This is a genomic window from Microbacterium immunditiarum, from assembly GCF_013409785.1.
Classification (GTDB): domain Bacteria; phylum Actinomycetota; class Actinomycetes; order Actinomycetales; family Microbacteriaceae; genus Microbacterium; species Microbacterium immunditiarum.
This window is the reverse complement of the sequence record NZ_JACCBV010000001.1, coordinates 1,485,431-1,505,810: the sequence shown is the minus strand read 5'-3', so window position 1 is coordinate 1,505,810 and position 20,380 is coordinate 1,485,431. Positions and strand designations below refer to the sequence as shown.

Here is a 20,380-nt window from a genome sequence, read left to right as displayed (position 1 = left end):
CCGGACGGTGAGCGAGCGAAGCGAGACGACACGCGCCCGCGGCGCGATCCTCCTCGCGGGCGGCCGCGCCTCGCGCGTCGACGGGGCGGCGAAGCCCCTCTTCGAGGTGGGCGGACGCACCCTCCTGGGTGCTGCCGTCGAGGCGGTGCGCGCGGTCGACGCGGCGCCGATCACGGTCGCGGGGCCGGAGGCCGTGGCATCCGAGGTCGGCGTCGACCTCGACGGGGTCGATTTCGTGCGCGAGGATCCCCCCTTCGGCGGCCCGGTCGCGGGGGGCGTCGCGGTGCTCGACGCGTGGCGAGCGCGCGACACCGTGCCGGAGTGGACGTTCGTGCTCGCGTGCGACGTGCCCGGTATCGCTGCGGCGGTCGCGCGCCTCGCGCAGGACGCGATCCTGCTTCCCGATGACAGTGAAGGCATCTGCCTCGCGGATGCCTCGGGCCGCCCGCAGTGGCTGACGGGCCTCTATCGCACCGAGGCGCTTGTCCGAGCGGCCGCGGCGCTCGACCACCGCGGGCGCGACGCACCCGTGCGCGCGCTGGTCGCCGATCTCCCGATCGCCGTCGTCCGCGCGCCCGCGGACGAGACCGACGACGTGGACACATGGGAGGATCTGAAGAGGGCCCGCACCGCCGCGGGCCAGGACGCTTTCGACACGCAACGCACTGAGGAGGCGCGATGAGCGAGAACCCCCGCACCCTGCCCCCGGAGGCCCTCGACGCATGGGCCGCCGCACTGCGCGACCGCTTCGGGCTCGCCCCGGAGGACGTGCCGATCTCTCTCGTGCTCGACCTCGCGCGCGACGTCGCCAACGAGGTCGCGCGTCCCGCTGCTCCGCTGAGCGCGTTCGTCGCGGGACTCGTCGCCGGCCGAGCGGGCGGCGACCCGGCATCCGTGCGCGAGACGATCGAGGCCGTCGTCGACCTCGCCGAAGAGTGGCAGGTCGCGGAGAGTCACGCGTAATGGCAGTCGTCCGCTACTTCGCCGCCGCGCAGGAGGCCGTCGGCCTCGAGCGCGAGCACCGCGCTGAGACGACGCTCGGCGACCTGCGCGCCGCGGTCGCGGCCGAGTACCCCGGCCTCGGCGGGATCCTCCCCCGCTGCGCCGTGCTCGTCGACGGCGCACGCGTCGACGACGACACCGCACTCGCCGACCACGTGCTCGTCGACGTGCTGCCGCCGTTCGCGGGCGGCTGAGCCCGCACTACGCGTTCGCCCGCGACCGCGCGCCGAGATGACGGCTCTCGGCGACCCAGTACCGCGCCGTGAGCCCCGCGACGACCGCACCGGCGGCGCCGATGGCGAGGTCTCCGATCGAATCGGTGTACCCGACGTAGATCGCGTCGTCGATGACCGTATGGCCGAACCACTCCGCGACCTCCCACAGCACTGCGGATGCCGAGCCGAAGGACACCGTGAGCGTGGTCATCACCCATACCGGGATGTGCTCCGCGGCCGGATCGGCGAGCGCGCCGACGCGCATCAGCAGGACGTAGAGCATCAGCGCGACGAGCCCGGTGAGGGCGAAGTGCACCGGCAGGTCCCACCACCGCACCTCGACGTAGACGTCGAGCACCGCGCTCCAGCCCGCGACGAGGAGCGTCACCCCGAACGCGATGTCGAGCGCGGGCCGCACGCCGAGGAACCGCGGCAGCACGAGCCCCAGGAGAACGAGCGCGAAGGTCGCGGCGTCGACGAGGGTCCACCCGATGAGCGCCACGACGACGCTCACGACGCCGAGCGCGCGGATGCCGTCCGCCACCCAGTCCGCCGCGCTGCTCGGCGGGCGCAGGAACGTGCGGATCATCGCTTCAGGATAGGTGCGGCGGATCGGGCGCAGACGGGGGTTGCACTCGCATGAGCGCGTGCACCGGTTCGTGGTCGGATGCGGCCGCCCCGTCGAAGCGCACGGCGCGGACTCCGATCGCCCGCACCTCGACGCCCGCCGACACGAGGATCCAGTCGATGCGCTTCCCGGTCGCCCGGGGCGGATGGTACCCGGAGTAGGTGTCCCACATCGGCGTGAGGCGCCGCTGGGCGCACTTCCACGCGTCCTGCAGCGGCCCGCTCGTGAGGATCCGGATCGGCGACGAGCGCGGCCGGGCGTTCAGGTCGCCCATCACCACGACCGGGCGCCCCGCGTCCGCGGCGAGCTCGTTGAGCATCTCGGCCGACCGCACGCGCGAGGCACGCGACAGGTGGTCGAGATGGGTGTTGATGACCGTGAAGCGTGCGTCGGTCGCGGTATCCGTGAAGTCCGCCGACACCGCGATGCGCGGGATCATGTTGCCCCACGTGTGCGACCCCGGCTTGAGCGGGGTGCCCGAGAGCGCGCGCTGCGACCAGTCGTCGAGCCGCAGCCGGCGGGTGTCGTAGAAGATCGTGCATTGCTCGCCGTCGCCGCGGCGGTTGCGGCCGCGACCGATCCGGCCGTAGTCCGGTCCGAGCACCGACGCCACGAACGACGCCTGATCGGCGAGCGCCTCCTGCACGCCGAGGATCGTCGGCTGCTCCGCCTCGAGGATCGCCCGCACCAGGGGTCGACGCGCCGACCACCAATCACGATGGAGGTGCAGCATGCGCGACACACGCCGGCGGATGTTGAACGTCATGACGTGCAGATCCGGCGGTGTCGCCGGGCCGATCGACGCAGCATCCGTCACGCCCCCAGAGTACGGGTGCCCGGGTCGGGCGGGCGCTAACCTCCGAGGCCGAGCCACGTCGAGGTCCCGTCGGCCTCGATTTGGCGCTTCCACACCGGCAGCTCGGTCTTGATCGTCTCGATGATCGCGCGGCACACCTCGAACGCCTCGGCGCGATGCGGCGACGCCACGGCGATGACCACGGCCGCGTCGCCCACGGCGAGTCGCCCAATGCGGTGGCTCACGGCGACGATCGCGTCGGTCTCGCCGATCGCCTCCTCGGCGATGCGCCGCAGCGTGGGCTCTGCGTCGGGATGTGATGTGTACTCGAGTGCGACGACGGCGGTCGAGGCATCCGGATCGTGGTCGCGCACGCGCCCCACGAACGTCGTGACCGCACCCGCGGTCGCGTCGTCGATCGCCGCGAGGTGCGCGTCGAGGTCGAGGGGATCTGCGCTGATCGCGGCGACCCGCACCGCGTCGGCGCGGGTCACGAGTGATCCTCCCCGCCGAGCTGGTCGATGACGTGGCGCGCGACCGAGAGAATGACGGGCATGCCGGATGCCACCGCCTTCGGCGACCCCGGAAGGTTGACGATCAGCGCGCCCGTCGTGATCCCCGCGATCGGGTCGACCACCCCGGCGAGGCCGCGCGTCAGCATCGCACCGGGTGTCTCGGCGATGCCGATCCGACGCAGCTCCTCGGCGATGCCCGGCAGCTCTCGCGTGATGACCCGAGCGGTTCCCTCGGGCGTCTCGTCGCGGGGGCCGACCCCGGTGCCGCCGGTAGTCACGATGAGCCGCGCACCTCCCGCGAGCTCCGCCCACAGCGCGCGCTCGACGTTGTCGACGCCGTCCGGCACGACGACGGCCTCGCCGCACGTGAAACCGCCTTGCTCGAGATGCTCGACCGCCACCGGCCCTGCGGTGTCGGGCCTCTGCCCGGACGCCGAGCGGTCCGAGACGGTGATGACGGCGGCGTCGTACGGCATGGAGTCAAGCCTAGGGCTGCGGCGCCGACGAGGACCTCGACGCCGCCAGTCGCACCGGCACGGTGCGGAACCCGGCGACCGGATGCTGCTCGCGAACGGCCTCGCCCGCCGGCACCAGCTCACCCGCGCCGAGCACGGAACGCACCAGCACCCGGAGCTCGCGCGTCGCGAGCGGGCGGCCCGGGCACACGTGCGGGCCCGTGCCGTAGACGAGGTTGTACGGGGCGTTGCGTGCGGGCTCGAACGCGTCGGGGTCGCCGAACACCTGCGGATCGCGGTTCGCGGCGCGCCAGTCGAGCAGCACGACATCCCCCGCCGAGACGGCGGCGACATCGACCACGGTGTCGCGCACGGCGATGCGGCGGTTCGACACGAAGGGGTCGTCGGCGCGGAGGATCTCGTCGATGGCCGCGTCGAACCCCGCGTCGGATTCGCCCGCGAGCACGCGCTGCTGCTCGGGGCGGTGTGCGAGCCAGTGCACGACGACCCCCGCGCACAGCGCGAGCGACGACAGGTCGCCGCCTGTCCAGTTGCGCAGCACCGACACGATCTCGGGGTCCGTGAGCGGTCGCCCGTCCTCGCGCCGCAGTGCCATGAGGCGCGACGTGACATCGTCGATCGCGCGATCTGTCCTCTCGTCGAGCATCGCGCCGATGATCGCATCGAAGCGCCGCGCGACCTCGCCCGCGCGAACGGGATCGCGCGACCGCGACGCCGCGCGGTTGTCGGCGACCCAGCTCAGCAGCTGGTCCTCGACCGCCGGCGACCACCCGAGCCACGCTGACTGCGCTCGCACGGCGAACCGCGCGCCGAGGTCGGCGACGGCATCGAACGGCTCGTCGCGACGGACGAGGAGGGCCACGAGCGCGTCGGCGATCCGCACGAGCTCGGGCTCGAGCGCGTCGATCTCGGCGGCGGCGAAGAACGGATCGAGCAGCCGCCGCGCCTCGGCGTGCTCGGCTCCGTCGAGGCCGTTGGGAACGTGCAGGTGGCGTGACACGGCGCTCGAGAACGTCTCGGGGTCGTGCGCGGCCGCGACGACGGACGCGTGCGAGCGGATCGTCAGCCGACCGACCTCGATCGGCGCGGTGACGTGGGCGTCGGCATCCGTTTCGATCTCTTCGGATGCCATCGCGCACCCCCTCGACAGCCGAGGCCCCGCGCGCTCAGCCGCGGTGCTCGAGGCGGATGACGACCGACTTCGAGGTCGGCGTGCCGCTCACATCCGCCACCGAGTCCAGCGGCACGAGCACGTTCGTCTCTGGGTAGTACGCCGCCGCGTTGCCGCGCGGCGTCGAGTACGCGACGATGCGGAACTCCTCGGCGCGACGCTCCTGCACCCGCCCGTCGGGACCCGTCCACTCCGACACGAGGTCGACGATCTCGTCCTCCTCGAACCCGAGCTTGCGGATGTCCTTCGGGTTCACCATCACGACCCGGCGACCGCCGTGGATGCCGCGATACCGGTCGTCCTTGCCGTAGATCGTGGTGTTGTACTGGTCGTGCGAGCGCAGCGTCTGCAGGATGAGGCGCCCGTGCGGGATGAACGGGTACTCGAGCGTGTTGACCGTGAAGCGCGCCTTGCCGTCGGCCGTCGCGAAGGTCCGCGCGTCGCGCGGCCCGTTCGGGAGCATGAGCGTGCGGCCTTTGTCGATCTTCGACTCGTAGTCCGCGAAGCCCGGCACGACGTTCGCGATGTGCGTGCGGATGAGGGCGTAGTCGCTCTCGAGCGCCGTCCAGTCCGCGTGCGGCACGCCGTTCGCGGTCGACGGCCGCCCTGTGGCGGGGCCCGTCGAGCCGTCGCCCGCGCGCGTGACGGCGGAGTCGAGCTCGGGAGCGCGTGAGCCGTACGCCACCGCGTGCACGAGCTCCTCCTGCGGCGAGCGCTCCGACTCGGCGCGGTGCACGGCCTCGAGGTCGGTGATCGCGGCGCGACCCCCGTTCGCGGGTGCGACACCGGACCCGAAGAGCAGCGAGCACAGGCGCGCGATGATCGCGACCTCGCTCAGCATGTCCTCCGACGGGGGCACGAGGCGCCCGCGCGATGCGTGCACAGCGCCCATCGAGTCCTCGACGGTGACTTTCTGCTCGCGACCACCGCGCAGGTCGCGGTCGGTGCGGCCCAGCGTCGGGAGGATGATCGCGCGCTTGCCGGTGACGACGTGCGAGCGGTTGAGCTTCGTCGACACCTGCACCGTCAGCTCGAGGTTGCGCAGCGCGGCCTCGGTCACCTCGGTGTCGGGCGTCGCCGAGACGAAATTGCCGCCCATCGCCATGAACACGCGCGCCTTACGGTCGCGCATCGCCCGGATCGCCTCGACCGTGTCGTAGCCGTGCTCGCGCGGAGCGCGGAAGCCGAACTCGGCGTCCAGCGCCGACAAGAACGCCTCGGACGGCTTCTCGTAGATGCCCATCGTGCGGTCGCCCTGCACGTTCGAGTGGCCGCGCACGGGGCATACGCCGGCGCCCGGCCGGCCGATGTTGCCCTGCAGCAGCAGCACGTTGACGATGTCGCGCAGCGTCGGCACGGAGTGCTTGTGCTGCGTGAGGCCCATCGCCCAGCACACGATCGTCGACGGCGAGTTGCGCACGGTCTCGGCGACGCGGCGCAGCGTCTTCTCGGGGACGCCCGTCGCGGCGACGAGGTCGTGCCACGGGGCATCCGCCATCGCCTGCCTGTACTCCTCGAAGCCGCTCGTGTGGTCGCGGATAAAGTCATGGTCGAGCACGCCCCCGACCGCGTCCTCCATCTCGAGGAGGTGCTTGCCGATCGCCTGGAACAGCGCCTGGTCGCCGCCGAGGCGGATCTGCACGAACTGGTCGGCCATCTTCGTGCCGCCCAGGATCACACCCTTGACCGTCTGCGGGTTCTCGAACCGCACGAGCCCCGCTTCGGGCAGCGGGTTCACGGCGATGATCGTCGCACCGCGCTTCTTCGCCTTCTCGAGGGCGCTCAGCATGCGCGGGTGGTTCGTGCCGGGGTTCTGGCCGGCGATGATGAGCAGGTCCGCCTCGTGGACGTCCTCGATCGTGACCGTGCCCTTGCCGATGCCGAGCGTCTCGGTGAGGGCCGAGCCCGACGACTCGTGGCACATGTTCGAGCAGTCCGGCAGGTTGTTGGTGCCGAGGCCGCGCACGAGCAGCTGGTACATGAAGGCCGCCTCGTTCGACGTGCGGCCGGAGGTGTAGAAGATCGCCTCGTCGGGGTCGTCGAGTCCACGCAGCGTGTCGGCGATCTCGCGCAGAGCATCGTCCCACGAGATGGGGCGGTAGTGCGTCGCGCCCTCGTCGAGGATCATCGGATGCGTCAGCCGCCCCTGCTGGCCGAGCCACCAGTCGTCGTGCTCGCCGAGCTCGGCGAGCGAGTGCTGGGCGAAGAACTCGGGGCCGATGCGGCGCAGCGTCGCCTCTTCGGCGACCGCCTTCGCGCCGTTCTCGCAGAACTCGGCGACGTGCCGCTTGTCCTCCTCGGGCCACGCGCAGCCCGGGCAGTCGAACCCGTCCTTCTGGTTCACGCGCAGCAGCGTCTCGACGCTGCGCTTCACACCCATCTGGTCGTACGAGATCTGCAGCGCGTGCAGCACCGCGGGAACGCCGACCGCGACCTTCTTCCGCCCGGTGACGTGGACCTTCGTCTCGTCGATGTCAGACGTGGGGGCATGCTTCGCCATGAGCTTCCTCGCTTGCTCGGGGCCGCGCCCGCGCAGCCCGATACACCTGTCCCCATGCTAGATCCGCCCTGACGGGCGGGGGCGGGTGCTTTCGATCAGCGGGAAGCGGATGCGGCGGCTGTCCGCCCGCGGATCATCCCCCTTCTCCGGGCCACGAGAACCGCACGACGCCCAGCACATCCTCGAGCGGGACCGCCCCTCGGCGCGGGGTGTGCAGCCCCGAACGCGAGTCCCGTGACGCCCCCCGGTTGTCGCCCATGACCCACACGGCGCCTTCCGGCACGGCCACCTCGAACGGGACGACTCCGCCCGGCCTGTCGCCGGTCTCGTACGGCTCGTCCTGCGGCGCGCCGTCGACGAGGAGCCGTCCGGTGCCGACCTCGCAGCACACGACGCGGTCGCCCGCGTTGCCGATCACACGCTTGACGAGCAGCGCTCCGGGTCGCTCCGACCATCCGGCGGTGTCGGCGAAGATCACGATGTCGCCGCGCGCGGGAGCCGCGACGCGGTCGAACACGAGCACATCGCCCGTCGCGAGCGTGGGACTCATCGAGTCGTTCTCGACACGGGCGATCCCGACCGACAGGACGGCGGCCGCCCCGAGCGCGAACGGCAGCAGGGTCGCGGTGAGCGTGGCAGCCGCGCGCATCCGTCGCGCCCGCGGCGACATCATGACACCGTCTCGAGGATCGCCGTCATCGCGCCGACCTCGCGCTCCTGCTCGACGAGCACGTGCTTGGCCGAGGAGCGGACGAACGCGTTCGACCCCTCGGTCACGGCGGTCCTCGCCATCTCCAGGGCGCCTTCGTGGTGCACGATCATGAGCTCGAGGAACGTGCGCTCCGCCGCCGCACCGGTGAGCGAGCGGAATGCGGCGAGCTGCTCGTCGGTCGCCATGCCCATCATCGCCGCGTGCCCGTCATGTCCGCATCCCTGGGCGATCACGCCGGGACTCGTGACGGCGTGACCGCCGTCTGCGCCATGACCGGATGCCGCACCCGCGGTGTCCGGAAGGGCACGCGCCCATGCGTCCAACCACGCGCTCATCTGCTCGATCTCGGCGGTCTGGTCCGCGACGATGAACTCGGCCAGCGCACGCGTGCGGTCGGAGACGCCCGACGCCGCGAGCACGAGCTCGCTGAGGACGAGCGCCTGCTCGTGGTGCGGGACCATCGCCTCGACGTAGCAGTAGTCGGCCTCGATCGGGTACGCCGGCTGCACCGCGGCCGCCGCGACCGTTCCCTGTGCGGCGTCGGGCGCCGACGACGGCAGCACGTGACCGAGCGTCACGGCCGACGCGAGGACGGCCGCGACGCCGAGAGCCGCAACAGCGCCTGCTGCCGCGACGGTTCTGCTGGTGCGCATCGGCTTCCTTTCATGATGATGCGGATGCTCCGCGGGAAGGACGGTGGGGCATCGCGCCGCGGCGCGATGCCCCACCTCCCGGCTCAGGCCTGGGCCTTCAGCGTCTGCCTCCGCATGTGCCACGAGAGTGCGCCCATCGCGGCACCGCCGACGAGGAGCAGCAGGCCCGTGAGAGCCCAGCGGTTGGCATCCGTTCCCGTCGACGCAAGTGCGCCGAACACCGCGGCCGGCGCGGCCTGCGCCACCGAGAACGTGCCCTCGGCGACGACACCGGACGTCTGGCCCGTCAGCACGAGGCGGTGCTGACCGGCGGCCGCGTCGAGCGGGACGATGAACTGCGCGTCGACCGTGCCCGAGGCATCCGCCACGAACGTCCCGACGCTCACCGGATCCGAGTGCATGACCGCGCTCACCGACTCACCGGGCGTGAAGCCCGACGCCGTGAACGTCTGGGTCGCACCGGGTGCGATGTCACCGCTTCCCAGCGTCACCGGGAGCGCCGCGGTCGACCCGTCGTCCGAGCCGCCGTCACCGCCGCCGGCCGGCGGAGCGTCCGTGCCGGTCGGCTCCGGCGTCGGCGCGTCGGTCGGGTCGGTGCCCGGCGTCGACGTCGTCGGCGTGGGGGTCGGCGTGCTCGGCGCAGGCGTGGGCGTGGGCCGCGGGATATTCGGGTTCGGCACACCGCGCATGTCGCCGTTCACCCACTTGCGGCCCTCGGGGATGTTCGGGGCCTGCGCCGCGAAGTCGCGCGGGTAAAGGGTGAAGCCCTGCCAGTGGATCGGCATCGGGCTCTGGTCCTCGTCGCGGTTGATGTGGTGGAACCCGACGTTGATCCATGCGACCGGGTCGGTCAGGGCCTCGCCGTCCGCGATGTAGTCCGTCACCATCTTCCCGGCCTTGCTGGGGATCAGGTTGTAGCTGGCGTGGATCTCGTCGGACTTCGCGGACGTGAAAGCGATGTCGTAGTCGGTCTCAGGATTCAGGTTGTAGGCCTGGTCCCGCGGAACGATGATCTCGTACGAGCGCGCGTGCCCGTCTGCGTTGAGGCTGTTCGGGTTGACGACCCGGTAGGCCTCACGATTCGCGCCCATCGTCTTCGTCTCGGTCGCGAGCTGGGTGATCTGCGTGTCGAGGATGGCGGTGTGCCCGGTGTCGCCGGTCGTGCCGTACTCACCCGTGTGCGTCGTCGCGAACTTCTGCACCTGCTGCGTCGCACCGCTGTCGATGCCGAAGTCCACGCGCCAGAACGCCGAGTGGTAGTGGTTCACGGCGAAGTCCGTGTCGCCCTCGCCGAGCGGCCATCCCTTGTTGACGACGTTGACGTAGTCGTTCGGCGACAGGTCGCCGGTCGCCCCCAGGCGCACCGAGATCTCACCGTCGTCGTGCAGGCGGTACTCGACCTGGTACTCGTACCAGCCGATGCGCGACATCGTGTGGAGCACCAGGTCCGTGCCCTGCGCGGCGTAGAGCGCGTCGTTGTTGATGTTCGACCGGTACGCGATGCCGGAGTCTTCCTCGCCCACGCACATCGCGGGGATCTCGCCGCGCGTCGCGTCGACCCAGGCGGTGCGGATCTCGCCCACCGGGCAGTCCACGTCGGTGAGCGCCTGCAGGCGTCGGCCGCCGACCTGGTAGGTCGTGACGTCGTTGTACTCGGTCGCCCCGGTGTCATAGGGGACGTTGAGCTGGGCGAGGGCGATCGAGTCCAGGACGAGGATCGGCGCCGCATCGTCGCGCGGCTGGTAGGCGACCTTGTCGAGTACGAGACCGCGGTAGCTGTCGATGCGCCAGCACGTCTGCCACGTCGACCCGGACTTCAGGGTCTTCGAGACAAGCGAGTCGCCCGAGCAGTACGCCTCGGTGATGGTCTGGGCCGACGCGGCTGTGGGCGCTGCGAGCAGCAGGCCTCCCGCGAGGAGGGCGACGGTCGTCGCTCCCCCGATGATTCTCTTCAGCATTCGGCTGTTCTCCGTTGTCATGAGATGGGCAGGACGGACTGGGTGGAGAGGTTGACGACGATGGTGCTCGTCGTGAGGAAGGCGCCGCCGTCGACCTGCGCGAGCACCTGGACGCACCGCTGGATGCCGCACTGCTCGGCCCCGAAGGTGCCCGCGTCAGCGCTGAACGAGTGCGCCGTGAGCTCGATCTCGTTCGACTGCGGCGTGAGCGCGGATCCGCCGGTGAGGCCGGCGAACTCCTCCGCGACCGGCTCCCTGAGCTCGGACTCGAGCAGCAGCTGCCACGCGTGCGCGGTCTCGGCGTCGGTGGGCGCGGGCTGCGTCCCCTGGGCGCGCTGCACCGACTCGACCGTCTGCGCCGCCACGTCCACGACCATGCTCACGGTCTCGTCCGTGGCGTAGTCGTAGTAGAGCGAGATGAGCCGGCGGTGCCCGTCGCTGTAGGCGGAGGGCTCGGCGACATCGGTGGAGAGGAACTGCATTCCGTCCCCTCCGAACACGTCGCGTCCGGCCGCGAAGTCGGGGTGCTGTGCACCGAGGTAGCGGACGTACTCGACCTCCGAGCCGGTGAGCTTGTCGTTGACGGCTGGGAGCTGAGTGGGCGGTTCGATGGGCGTCCCCGCCTTCTCGGGGGCGTCGTCGTCGGTGCTGTCGGCGGCGATCGGCGTGGACGTCGCGTCGGGCGGGGTAGACGTCGCCTGCACGGCGACCTGCGTCGCGAAGACGAGGGCCACCGCTGCGGCTCCGGCCGACACGGCGGACGCGATGCCCAGCGTGCGCGGCGTGAGCCACCTGCGACGCCGCGGCGGAGGCGGATCAGCCGCCGGCGAGATCTGAGGCTCTGTCACAGAGGTTCCTTTCGGTGCGGGGGCGGAGCGCGGTCAGCGCCCTCGCCGCGATTCTTCGAGAGAGCTGTTTCACCGGCGTGTTGAGGGACGAACGCCTTTCGAACACGGGATGAGACAGGTGGAGTCTGTGCGGGCATCCGCGTCTCACCCGGTTTCACGAACTCGAAACAGTCCATGAGCATCCGCGCAACGACCCGTGAGTAGGGTCGGCCGCGGAAGGAGCCCGAATGAGCGCCCTCGCCGACGCGATCCGACGCGGACGGCCCCGTCTCGACCTCACGCGCGAGTCGCCGTTCGCGGGACTGCACCGCCGCCACGCGAGCGTCGTGGACGTCGTCGCGCAGTCCATCGCGGCCACGGCGCCGGCGGGCGTCATGCTCGTGCATCCGGGAGCCCAGTTCGGCCGGAGCGGCTCGCTCGCCTTCACCGAGCTCGTCCTCACGGTGGGCCTCGTCGTCGCGGTCGCGCTCGTGATCGGCATGTTCTCGCGCCGGATCTCAAGCACGGGGTCGCTGTACACCTTCACGACCCGCGGGCTCGGCCCCTGGGCCGGCATCGTCGGTGGCTCGGCGCTCGCGATGGGCTATCTCGCGATCGCGATGAACACCCTCTCCTCCGGCGCGATGCGGATCGCGGGACTGGTGACGAGCGAGCCCGGGTCGATCGCCGGCGTCGCGGTGGCGGTGATGGTGTGCACGACCGTGATCACCGCCGGGGTCATCGCCCGGGGGCTGCGGATGTCGACGCGGATCCTGCTCGTCCTCGAGACGATCGCGGTCGCGGCGGTCCTCGCGATCTCGTTCGCGGCGCTTTCGTCCACCGGCTGGGACCTCGCCCCGCTCGTGCCACGGCCCACGGAGTTCTCGCCCGACATCGTCATGGTCGGCATCGCGTTCGCGCTCATCGGGTTCGTGGGGTTCGAGAGCGGCGCCGCGCTCGGCCCGGAGTCGCGGCGTCCCTTCGCGTCCGTCCCGCGGGGCATCCTCGTGAGCGTCTTCGCGACCGGGGCGGTCGTCCTCGTCGGGACCGCGGCTCAGCTCGCACTCGTCGCCGACGACCCGACCGGGCCGTGGGCATCAGCCGCGGGCATCGGCTGGTTCGTCGACCTCATCGTCGCGACGTCGTTCCTCGCGTGCTCGCTCGCGATGACGAACGCCGCGACACGGCTTGCCTTCGCATTGAGCCGCGAAGGCGTCATCCCCGGGGTCTTCGGCCGGGTCTCGCCGCGCGGTGTGCCCGCGGCGGGCGCGATCCTCATCGCCCTCGTCGTCCTCTCCGTGCCGTCGGCCGTCCTGCTGCTGGGCGGATCGCGCGACGACCTGCGGATCGTCACATCACCAGCGGGAATGATCGGGTTCCTCCTCGCCTACGCCCTCGTGTGCGTCGCGGCGCCGGTCTTCCTCGCGCGCATCGGCGAGCTGACGACGGGCGCGGCGGTCCTGTCCACGGTCGCGGGCACCGCCCTCCTCGCAGTGCTCTGCACCGCCGTGGCGTCGACGACGGCGACCGACCCGATCGGGCTCGTCGCCGTGCTCGCCATCCTCGGCCTCGTCTCGTCCGCCGGGATGGTGCGCCTCCGGCGCGGCACGGGCGTCATCGAGAGAGTCGGCGTGCACGACTGGGCCGTCGCGTCGGACACGATCGGCGGGGACGGCGAGGTTCCGCGATGAGCGTCGACGGGTCCGCGGCCTCCCCCGCCCGCCTCGGGGAGAAGGGGCTCGGGCTCGCCCTCGAAGTGCTCGAGCAGGTCGCAGGCCACCACCACGGCATCACGGCGGCCGACATCGCGCGAGCGGTCGGCGCGCCGCGCGCGACGGTCTACCGCACGGTCAACGCTCTCGTGCGGGACGGCTACCTCGTGCGCCGGCCGGACTTCTCCGGGTTCCTCCTCGGCGCACGCGTCCTCGAGCTCGCGGCCATCGTCGACGCGCACCGCCGCCCCGCGCATCGCGACGTGCTCGACGGGGTCCGAAGCGCGACGGGCGAAGCCGTCCACCTGGTCGTCTTCCACCGGTCGGGCCTCGCGATCGTCGACGAGGATCCGACCCAGCCGCTCTCCGACCGCGCGAGCTTCTTGAGCGACCCGACGCGCTCCGCGCCCGGTCACGTGTGGCTCGTCGAGCAGCCGACCCGGCCCGAGCCCCCGGGAGTCATGGTGGAGCGGTGGCGCGTGACGCCGCCGTCGGAGGTCGTGTCCGCGATCCACGCCGCCTACGCCGCGCGCGGCTACGCCGAGCAGGTCGGCGGGCTGTCGGCCGGTCGCGGATGCCTCGCCGTGTCGATCACCGACGACGACGGTCACGCGATCGGCGCCCTCACGCTCTCGACTCCCGTCTCGCGGTTCTCGCTCGCGGCCCGGCATCTCGGCGCGCTCCGTGACGCGGCTCGCTCGCTGCGGGCGCTCGGGCAGGGGCATCCGGTCCCCTTCTCCTGAGACCGCGCCCCCTCGCCCGGTCAGCGCAGTGCGGCCGCCAGCCGTTCGAGCGCCTCAAGATCGACGGATGCCTCGGCCAGCACGCGCTCGGCCGATTCGGCGACACGTGGGTGCGGGTCTGCCTCGATGATGAGCGTCACGAGCGCTGCGAGCCCCTCGTTCTGAGCGCGGAGAATGCCCACGAACTCCCGCTCGGCGTCGGGTGGGGCCGCGTCGGCGAGCGCGCGTTGACGGCTCCACGACGGCATTCCGGGCATCTGCGCGTGATCCGTGCCGTGGCCTGCGCAGACGCCCTCTTCGGGCGGCTCGACAGGGCGCGCGTCCGCCCACGACACGTACCACTCACGGAACTCGTCGAGCTCGGCGGCGTCGCGCGCGAGCAGCTCCTGCGCGTGCGCGCTCACGTCGGCGGAGACGCCGTCCTTCCGCAGGAGCGTCCGGGCGAGCTCGGTCTCCTCGACGCGGTAGTAGATCATCGCCTCGACGTAGCAGTAGTCGTCGGGCGAGACGTCGCCGAGGGCCGCGTGGGCTGGTGGGGCATCCGTCGATTCCGATGTGACGGATGCCGCGCCCAGCGCGACCGCCACCGCGCCCGCCGCCGTCGTCGCGAGGGCGAGCGCGAGCGCCGCGACGACGATGGCCCTGCGCACGCCCGGTCTCTCCGAAGCCTCCAGCCCGCTCAGCGACGACCCGTGCCGAACACGCCGCGGATCACTCCCCCCAGTATCGTCTGGGTCGCCTTCGAGCCCAGGATCTCCTCGAGCGGCGACTTCTCGGCGCGCGACGAGCGCGACGTGCGGGTCTTGTCGGACGTCTTCTTGAGCAGCCGCTCGTACTCCTGCTGGGCCTTCTTCTCGGCGGCGGCCTCGGCCTTGTCGATCGCGGCCTTCTGCTTCGCGTACTCGGCGTCGGCCTTCGCCTTCGCGAGCGCGGCCTCCTCGGCGGCTTCCGCCTCCGCTGCCGCGTTCATGCGCGCGGTGAGGATCTCGCGCGCCGACTCGCGGTCGATCGCGGTGCCGTACTTCGCGAGCAGCGGCGACGCGTGGATCGCACGCTCGATCGCAGGATCGGGCGTGGGCGACATGAGGCCCTGCGGCGCGCGCAGGCGCGTCCACGCGACCGGGGTCGGCGCGCCCTTCTCGCTCATGACCGTGACGATCGCCTCGCCGGTCGCGAGCTCCTGCAGCACGCGCTCGAGGTCGTAACCCGACTTCGGGTACGTGCCGACCGTCGCGCGCAGCGCCTTCGCGTCGTCGGGTGTGAACGCGCGCAGCGCGTGCTGGATGCGCGAGCCGAGCTGGGCGAGCACATCCGAGGGGACGTCCTTCGGGGTCTGCGTCACGAAGAAGACGCCGACGCCCTTCGAGCGGATGAGCCGCACCGTCTGAGTGATCGCCGCGAGGAAGTCCTTCGACGCGTCCTTGAACAGCAGGTGCGCCTCGTCGAAGAAGAACACGAGCTTCGGTTTGTCCAGGTCGCCAACCTCGGGGAGGATCTCGAACAGCTCGGCGAGCAGGTACATGAGGAATGTCGAGAACAGCGCGGGCTTGTCGGCGACGCCCGGAACCTCGAGCAGCGAGATGATCCCCCGCCCGTCGGGAGCCGTACGCAGGAAGTCCTGCACGTCGAACTCCGGCTCGCCGAAGAACACGTCGGCGCCGTCGTCCGCGAACGTGATGAGCTCGCGCAGGATCACGCCGGCCGTCGCCGACGACAGCCCGCCGAGGTTCTTGAGCTCGGTCTTGCCCTCGTCGCTCGTCAGGTACGTGAGCACCGCGCGCAGGTCGGAGAGGTCGACGAGCGCGAGGCCGTTCTCGTCGGCGTAGTGGAACACGAGGCCGAGGCTGGACTCCTGCGTCTCGTTGAGCCCCAGCACCTTGCTCAGCAGCAGCGGGCCGAAGCCCGACACCGTCGCCCGCACGGGGACGCCCTTTCCGATCCCGCCGAGGGCGAAGAACTCGGTGACGGATGCCTCGGGCTTCCAGTCCTGCCCGATCCCGCGCGTGCGGTCGAGGAGCTTCTCGTTCGCCTCGCCCGGCGTCGCGACACCGGAGAGATCGCCCTTGATATCGGCCGCGAACACCGGGACGCCCTTCGCCGCGAGCTGCTCCGCGAGCCCCTGCAGCGTGCGGGTCTTACCTGTTCCGGTCGCTCCCGCGACGAGGCCGTGCCGGTTCATCATCCCGAGCGGGATGCGGATCTGCGCCTCGGGCACGGGGTCGCCGTTGACGAGGGCTCCGACGTCGAGCGTCTCGCCCTCGAACGCGTACCCCGCAATGACCTTGGCGACCTCGTCCGCATCGAGGGGACCATCGGCGGCTGCCGCGGGAGGAGTTGTGGCGGCGGGAGGAGCGGATTCGACGGATGCCTCCGCCGGTGGCTTCTCCTCCTCCGGTTGCGCGGGCTGCGGCTCCTCTGCCGCTGCCCCCGGTTCGGACGCAGGAGATGGTGCGAGGGTAGGAGCATCCGCGGGGGATTCGTCCTTCGCCCGAGCCGTCTCCTGCGCCGGAGGCGCGTCCGCCCCCGCCGCGCGCGCCTTCGCGGCATCCGCCTCCGCCGCGGCGAGCGCCGCCCTCGCCTGAGCCGCCTTGAGCTGGGCTTCGGCCGCTTCCGCCTCGGCGCGGAGCCTCGCGAGCTCGGCTTCGGCTGCGGCGACGGCGGGATCGGGCGAGGCGGGCGCTGACATGGCCACAGCCTATCGACGGGCGCGCGAGCGGGTCGTCCCGCGAAGGCCGGAGCCGAGGTGCTACTCGACGGCGATGCGGCGGTCCGCGGCATCCGACCGCTCTCGCGAGATCTGCGACCAGAACACCGCCGCGACGACAAGCGCCGCGCCCGTGCCTGCGAGCGCTCCTCCAACCGTGTCGCTCAGCCAGTGCGCGTGGAGGTACGTGCGGCTGAAGGCCATGAGCAGGACCCATACGGACCCGGCGACGACGACCGAGAGGCGCGGGAACAGCACGACCGCCACGGTCGCGATCGTCGCCGCGTTCGCGACGTGCCCCGACGGGTAGGAGCCGACGTCCGAGAGGACGAGGATCTCGTCGGGGCGCACGCGACCGAAGACGTGCTTCATCACCTGCACGACCGCGACCGAGCCGATCTCGGCCGCCAGGAAGTACGCCGCCGACCACGGCCTTCGCAGCAGCACGAGCGCGCCGGCGCCGATGATCGGAACGGCGAGCACGCCGAACCATCCCCCGCCGAGCCAGTTCATGACGCGCGAGAACCCGCCGATCGCGGGGACCCACCACTCGACGAGCAGGTCGTTCCACCACACGTCGACCGCGAACGGATCGTCGCCCCGCAGGAAGATCGCCCATCCGAGCAGCACGCCGAGGCCGATGAGGCCGACACCCACGATCGTGACGGCGATGAGGCGGGACGGCGCGGCATCCGGTCGTGTCGTCGGGCGTTCCATCGCCCCATTCTGCCTCCCGCGCCCCGTCGATCGAGGGCAGGATTGACGCCATGTCCCGTGTTGTGCAAGCCGTCCGCGCCGTGGTCGCACCCCTCTCGCGAACGCGGGTCTTCCGCCGCTGGATCGGCCCCACGCTGCTGCCGCCGATCGAGCGGGTCGTGTCGTGGATCTCGCGGGGCCGCGTCCAGGTGAGCGGGCTCATCGTCCCCTCGCTCGTGCTGCACACGATCGGTGCGAAGTCGGGCGAGCCGCGCGACGCGCCGCTCATGTACACGCCCGACGGCCGGGGTCGCGCGATCGTCGCCGGAACGAACTTCGCGGGCAGGAACCACCCCGCGTGGACGAACAACCTGCTCGCGCGCCCCGACGCCGAGATCACCGTGCGCGGGCGCCGCATGGCCGTCCACGCGACCCTCATCCCCGACGACGAGCTCGACGCGGCGTGGGCCACCATCGAGCGGCAGTGGCCGGGCTATCGCGATTACGAGCGGTCGTCGGGCCGGAAGGTGCGGCTGTTTCGCCTGCAGCCGGTCAGGCGGGACTGAGCCGGATGCCGAGCCTCACGGCGTCAGCTGCTCGACCGTGCGCGGCCGCACGATGATCCAGAGCGCGAGCACGCCGACGACCGCGCAGCCGACCATGACCGAGGCCATCGTCGTCGCGGTGATGCCGGCGCCGGTGGCGATCGCGCCGACGAGCGGCGAGATGATGCCCGCGACGCCGAAGTTGGTCGCGCCGATGATGGACTGCGCCGTGCCCGCGGCCTTGCCGTGGCGGTCGAGCGCGAGCACCTGGACGCACGGGAACGTGAACCCGCACGCCGTCATGAACACGAACAGCGGCACGATCGTGCCCCACAGCCCGAGTCCGAGCTGGTCGGTCACGATGATCGCGACGGATGCCACGACCAGCGTCGCGGTCGAGACGGCGAGCACCCACTGGGGCCCGAACCGGGCTGCCAGCCGCGCGGCCGTCTGCACGCCCGCGACGACGCCGACCGAGTTGACCGCGAAGAGGACGCCGTACTCCTGCGGGCTGAACGCGTACATCCCCTGGAACAGGAACGACGAGGCGGACAGGTAGGAGAACAGACCGCTGAAGGTCATGCCGCCGATGATGAGCACGCCGATGAACACGCGGTCGCTGAAGACGCTGCGGTAGCGCTGCCACACGGTCGTCGTGCCGCGCTCGCGGCGTCGCGCCGGAGGGAGGGTCTCCGGCACGAACGCGATCGCCGACACGAGCATGACCGCTCCGTAGAGGGCGAGCACGACGAAGACGCCGCGCCACGGCATCACGAGCAGCAGCGCCGAGCCGACGAGCGGCGCGAGCACGGGCGCCACACCCGACACGAGCGCGAGGCGCGAGAGCATCACGACGAGTCGGCGACCGCCGAACAGGTCGCGCACGATCGCCGCCGCCACGACACCGCCGGCCGCGGCGCCCGCTCCCATCAGCACGCGCGCCACGCTGAGCAGCTCGAGCGACGGCGCGAGCGCTGCGGCGACGCTCGCGAGCACGTGCAGCGCCGTCACCGACAGCAGCGGAAGGCGCCGGCCGACCTTGTCGCTGAGCGGCCCGACGATGAGCTGCCCGAGCCCGAACCCGATCATCGTGCCCGTGAGGGTGAGCTGGATCGCGGCCGCGGTCGTGTCGAAGTCGGCCTCGAGCACCGGGAACGCCGGCAGGTAGAGGTCGATCGTGAACGGCCCGAGCGCCGTGAGCGCGCCGAGCAGGATCACGTAGAGCAGGCGGCGCCCGGACGACAGCGAGTCGCCCGGGTGGAGCACGATCGGCGCGGTGGCCGGGTTGCTGCCGAGTGTGCGGATCGCGCCGGTCGGGTTGCTGCCGCGCGTGCGGATGGAGCCCGTCGCGGTCGAGGCGCCGGCGGGCGCGGCATCCGTCATCGCCTTCTCCGGCGTCGCGGCGAGCACGTCGGCGTCGTCGGAGAGGGCGGGCGGCGTCTGGGTGGGGATCGAGGCGGTGTCGAGCAAAGGTCTTCGGCAATCGAGACGAGGGCGGCGTGGGAAGGCGAACCATCGGGGCAGGCGGCGGCAGCCGGGTGCGGCGACGGGACGACGACGAACGATGCGAGCAAGAGCATCTCGAATCGATTCGGGGCCGGTCCATGCTATCGGATGCCGCGAACCCTCCCGCGACCGAAACGACCCGGCAATACCCGATTCACGGCGTACTTCTCCCATTGCCCGGGCTGGTTCACAGGCGGCGGATGCATCGAGACGAATAGGCTTGTGCCAGCGGGCCTGCTCTGCCCGCCGCATCCGTTGTCCGTCGCCCGCCGGGCGCCCGAGCCGAGATCAGCGCCACATGACCCCGACATCCCCGCGCCCCACCGACAAGCGCACGAGCGGCAACCCCGCCAAGCGGGCCGAGATCAACCTCACCGTCAAGCAGCAGCGCGAGCAGAAGCGCCAGGAGAAGCTGGCCGAATACCAGAAGCAGCTCGCCCGTCGCCGCCGCGGCAAGGTCGTCGGCTGGGCCGTCGGCGCCGTCGCGGTCGTGGGCATCGTCGTCGCGATCATCGCGTCGTTCGCGTTCGCTCCCCCTCCTCCCGCCAGCTACACCGCGGGCGGCGAGGGTGTCGAGATCCAGGGCGTCGAGACCTTCACGAACGAGACCAACCACGTCGAGGGCGCCGTCGACTACGAGCAGACCCCGCCCGCCGGCGGTCCGCACAACGCCGTGTGGCTCAACTGCGGCATCTACACCGAGCCCCAGCCCAACGAGAACGCGGTGCACTCGCTCGAGCACGGCGCCGTGTGGGTGACCTACGACGCCGACGGACTCAGCGACGACGAGCTCAACGCGCTCGAGCGCAAGCTCCCCTCGAGCTACGTGATCCTGTCGCCGTACGAGGGCATCGACACGCCCATCGCGCTCAGCGCGTGGAACGCGCAGCTCAAGGTCGACTCCGCCGACGACGAGCGCATCGGGCAGTTCTTCGAGGAGTACTGGCGCAACCAGAACGCGCCCGAGCCGAACGCCGCCTGCACCGGCGCGCTGGACGGCCCGGGCAAGGTCTCGTGACGC

Annotated in this window: 21 protein-coding genes; 7 read left to right on the top strand and 14 right to left on the bottom strand. The window is 71.6% G+C overall.

The window, feature by feature from the left end; all coding sequences use genetic code 11:
- Positions 1-7 precede the first annotated feature (7 nt).
- Genes mobA through BJ991_RS06795 form a run of 3 tightly spaced genes read left to right on the top strand, consistent with a single transcriptional unit; the run spans position 8 to position 1,196 of the window.
- Positions 8-682, top strand: coding sequence for an NTP transferase domain-containing protein (gene mobA, locus BJ991_RS06805; protein WP_179488618.1), 675 nt, complete (start codon positions 8-10; stop codon positions 680-682).
- Positions 679-963: a DUF6457 domain-containing protein gene (locus tag BJ991_RS06800; protein ID WP_179488616.1), complete on the top strand. Its 285-nt coding sequence runs from the start codon at positions 679-681 to the stop codon at positions 961-963. Before mobA ends, BJ991_RS06800 begins: the two co-directional genes overlap by 4 nt.
- Complete coding sequence (locus BJ991_RS06795) at positions 963-1,196, top strand: MoaD/ThiS family protein (RefSeq protein WP_179488613.1); 234 nt, start codon at positions 963-965, stop codon at positions 1,194-1,196. The genes BJ991_RS06800 and BJ991_RS06795 overlap by 1 nt, the downstream gene beginning before the upstream one ends.
- A 7-nt stretch (positions 1,197-1,203) precedes the next feature.
- Here BJ991_RS06795 and BJ991_RS06790 read toward each other — a convergent pair whose 3' ends face one another.
- The 10 genes from BJ991_RS06790 to BJ991_RS06745 form a co-directional block, all read right to left on the bottom strand.
- Complete coding sequence (locus BJ991_RS06790; RefSeq protein WP_179488611.1) at positions 1,204-1,806, bottom strand: DUF2238 domain-containing protein; 603 nt, start codon at positions 1,804-1,806, stop codon at positions 1,204-1,206.
- A gap of 4 nt (positions 1,807-1,810) precedes the next feature.
- The gene (locus tag BJ991_RS06785) at positions 1,811-2,662 is read right to left on the bottom strand and encodes an endonuclease/exonuclease/phosphatase family protein (protein WP_343048667.1); all 852 of its coding nucleotides are present in this window, start codon (positions 2,660-2,662) and stop codon (positions 1,811-1,813) included.
- 35 nt (positions 2,663-2,697) lie between these two features.
- A complete protein-coding gene (locus tag BJ991_RS06780) occupies positions 2,698-3,135 on the bottom strand; it encodes a molybdenum cofactor biosynthesis protein MoaE (RefSeq protein ID WP_179488601.1) in 438 nt (145 codons plus the stop codon).
- Positions 3,132-3,632 carry a MogA/MoaB family molybdenum cofactor biosynthesis protein gene (locus BJ991_RS06775; RefSeq protein ID WP_179488599.1) on the bottom strand — a complete coding sequence of 167 codons (501 nt, stop codon included), beginning with the start codon at positions 3,630-3,632 and terminating at the stop codon, positions 3,132-3,134. The genes BJ991_RS06780 and BJ991_RS06775 overlap by 4 nt, the downstream gene beginning before the upstream one ends.
- A 10-nt stretch (positions 3,633-3,642) precedes the next feature.
- Entirely contained in the window at positions 3,643-4,764 is a 1,122-nt protein-coding gene (locus BJ991_RS06770; RefSeq protein ID WP_218852890.1) for a cytochrome P450, read from the bottom strand.
- A gap of 34 nt (positions 4,765-4,798) precedes the next feature.
- The gene (locus BJ991_RS06765) at positions 4,799-7,303 is read right to left on the bottom strand and encodes an FdhF/YdeP family oxidoreductase (protein WP_179488598.1); all 2,505 of its coding nucleotides are present in this window, start codon (positions 7,301-7,303) and stop codon (positions 4,799-4,801) included.
- Between the two features lie 133 nt (positions 7,304-7,436).
- Positions 7,437-7,976, bottom strand: a complete 540-nt coding sequence (gene lepB, locus BJ991_RS06760; RefSeq protein WP_179488596.1) for a signal peptidase I — start codon at positions 7,974-7,976, stop codon at positions 7,437-7,439.
- The gene (locus tag BJ991_RS06755) at positions 7,973-8,668 is read right to left on the bottom strand and encodes a DUF305 domain-containing protein (RefSeq protein WP_179488594.1); all 696 of its coding nucleotides are present in this window, start codon (positions 8,666-8,668) and stop codon (positions 7,973-7,975) included. The genes lepB and BJ991_RS06755 overlap by 4 nt, the downstream gene beginning before the upstream one ends.
- A gap of 83 nt (positions 8,669-8,751) precedes the next feature.
- Positions 8,752-10,626, bottom strand: coding sequence for a copper amine oxidase (locus tag BJ991_RS06750; protein ID WP_179488592.1), 1,875 nt, complete (start codon positions 10,624-10,626; stop codon positions 8,752-8,754).
- A gap of 17 nt (positions 10,627-10,643) precedes the next feature.
- A complete protein-coding gene (locus BJ991_RS06745) occupies positions 10,644-11,474 on the bottom strand; it encodes a hypothetical protein (RefSeq protein WP_179488590.1) in 831 nt (276 codons plus the stop codon).
- 227 nt (positions 11,475-11,701) lie between these two features.
- Between BJ991_RS06745 and BJ991_RS06740 the strand changes: the two genes are divergently transcribed.
- Together BJ991_RS06740 and BJ991_RS06735 are read left to right on the top strand one after the other, a co-directional pair.
- Positions 11,702-13,144: an APC family permease gene (locus tag BJ991_RS06740; RefSeq protein WP_179488588.1), complete on the top strand. Its 1,443-nt coding sequence runs from the start codon at positions 11,702-11,704 to the stop codon at positions 13,142-13,144.
- On the top strand, positions 13,141-13,908 hold the full coding sequence (locus BJ991_RS06735) for an IclR family transcriptional regulator (protein ID WP_179488586.1): 768 nt from the start codon (positions 13,141-13,143) through the stop codon (positions 13,906-13,908). The genes BJ991_RS06740 and BJ991_RS06735 overlap by 4 nt, the downstream gene beginning before the upstream one ends.
- A 20-nt stretch (positions 13,909-13,928) precedes the next feature.
- Here the strand turns inward: BJ991_RS06735 and BJ991_RS06730 are convergent, their stop codons facing one another.
- The 3 genes from BJ991_RS06730 to BJ991_RS06720 are packed head-to-tail and all read right to left on the bottom strand — an operon-like array spanning position 13,929 to position 17,329.
- Entirely contained in the window at positions 13,929-14,558 is a 630-nt protein-coding gene (locus BJ991_RS06730; RefSeq protein ID WP_179488584.1) for a DUF305 domain-containing protein, read from the bottom strand.
- A gap of 29 nt (positions 14,559-14,587) precedes the next feature.
- Positions 14,588-16,594, bottom strand: a complete 2,007-nt coding sequence (locus tag BJ991_RS06725; RefSeq protein ID WP_179488582.1) for a helicase HerA-like domain-containing protein — start codon at positions 16,592-16,594, stop codon at positions 14,588-14,590.
- Positions 16,595-16,654: 60 nt separating this feature from the next.
- Positions 16,655-17,329 carry a phosphatase PAP2 family protein gene (locus BJ991_RS06720; protein ID WP_179488580.1) on the bottom strand — a complete coding sequence of 225 codons (675 nt, stop codon included), beginning with the start codon at positions 17,327-17,329 and terminating at the stop codon, positions 16,655-16,657.
- A 50-nt stretch (positions 17,330-17,379) separates the two neighbouring features.
- Between BJ991_RS06720 and BJ991_RS06715 the strand changes: the two genes are divergently transcribed.
- Positions 17,380-17,874 carry a nitroreductase family deazaflavin-dependent oxidoreductase gene (locus BJ991_RS06715; protein ID WP_179488578.1) on the top strand — a complete coding sequence of 165 codons (495 nt, stop codon included), beginning with the start codon at positions 17,380-17,382 and terminating at the stop codon, positions 17,872-17,874.
- Positions 17,875-17,889: 15 nt separating this feature from the next.
- On the opposite strand, the gene BJ991_RS06710 is transcribed toward BJ991_RS06715, so the two are convergent.
- Entirely contained in the window at positions 17,890-19,236 is a 1,347-nt protein-coding gene (locus tag BJ991_RS06710; protein WP_179492568.1) for a multidrug effflux MFS transporter, read from the bottom strand.
- 421 nt (positions 19,237-19,657) lie between these two features.
- Between BJ991_RS06710 and BJ991_RS06705 the strand changes: the two genes are divergently transcribed.
- Positions 19,658-20,377: a thioredoxin-like domain-containing protein gene (locus BJ991_RS06705; RefSeq protein ID WP_179488576.1), complete on the top strand. Its 720-nt coding sequence runs from the start codon at positions 19,658-19,660 to the stop codon at positions 20,375-20,377.
- Positions 20,378-20,380 lie beyond the last annotated feature (3 nt).

Coding starts and splice junctions, on each gene's coding strand:
- BJ991_RS06800 (WP_179488616.1), top strand. CDS start 679: ATGAGCGAGAACCCCCGCACCCTGCCCCCGGAGGCCCTCGACGCATGG.
- BJ991_RS06795 (WP_179488613.1), top strand. CDS start 963: ATGGCAGTCGTCCGCTACTTCGCCGCCGCGCAGGAGGCCGTCGGCCTC.
- BJ991_RS06790 (WP_179488611.1), bottom strand. CDS start 1,806: ATGATCCGCACGTTCCTGCGCCCGCCGAGCAGCGCGGCGGACTGGGTG.
- BJ991_RS06775 (WP_179488599.1), bottom strand. CDS start 3,632: ATGCCGTACGACGCCGCCGTCATCACCGTCTCGGACCGCTCGGCGTCC.
- BJ991_RS06770 (WP_218852890.1), bottom strand. CDS start 4,764: ATGGCATCCGAAGAGATCGAAACGGATGCCGACGCCCACGTCACCGCG.
- BJ991_RS06765 (WP_179488598.1), bottom strand. CDS start 7,303: ATGGCGAAGCATGCCCCCACGTCTGACATCGACGAGACGAAGGTCCAC.
- lepB (WP_179488596.1), bottom strand. CDS start 7,976: ATGATGTCGCCGCGGGCGCGACGGATGCGCGCGGCTGCCACGCTCACC.
- BJ991_RS06755 (WP_179488594.1), bottom strand. CDS start 8,668: ATGCGCACCAGCAGAACCGTCGCGGCAGCAGGCGCTGTTGCGGCTCTC.
- BJ991_RS06750 (WP_179488592.1), bottom strand. CDS start 10,626: ATGCTGAAGAGAATCATCGGGGGAGCGACGACCGTCGCCCTCCTCGCG.
- BJ991_RS06740 (WP_179488588.1), top strand. CDS start 11,702: ATGAGCGCCCTCGCCGACGCGATCCGACGCGGACGGCCCCGTCTCGAC.
- BJ991_RS06735 (WP_179488586.1), top strand. CDS start 13,141: ATGAGCGTCGACGGGTCCGCGGCCTCCCCCGCCCGCCTCGGGGAGAAG.
- BJ991_RS06725 (WP_179488582.1), bottom strand. CDS start 16,594: ATGTCAGCGCCCGCCTCGCCCGATCCCGCCGTCGCCGCAGCCGAAGCC.
- BJ991_RS06720 (WP_179488580.1), bottom strand. CDS start 17,329: ATGGAACGCCCGACGACACGACCGGATGCCGCGCCGTCCCGCCTCATC.
- BJ991_RS06715 (WP_179488578.1), top strand. CDS start 17,380: ATGTCCCGTGTTGTGCAAGCCGTCCGCGCCGTGGTCGCACCCCTCTCG.
- BJ991_RS06710 (WP_179492568.1), bottom strand. CDS start 19,236: ATGACGGATGCCGCGCCCGCCGGCGCCTCGACCGCGACGGGCTCCATC.
- BJ991_RS06705 (WP_179488576.1), top strand. CDS start 19,658: ATGACCCCGACATCCCCGCGCCCCACCGACAAGCGCACGAGCGGCAAC.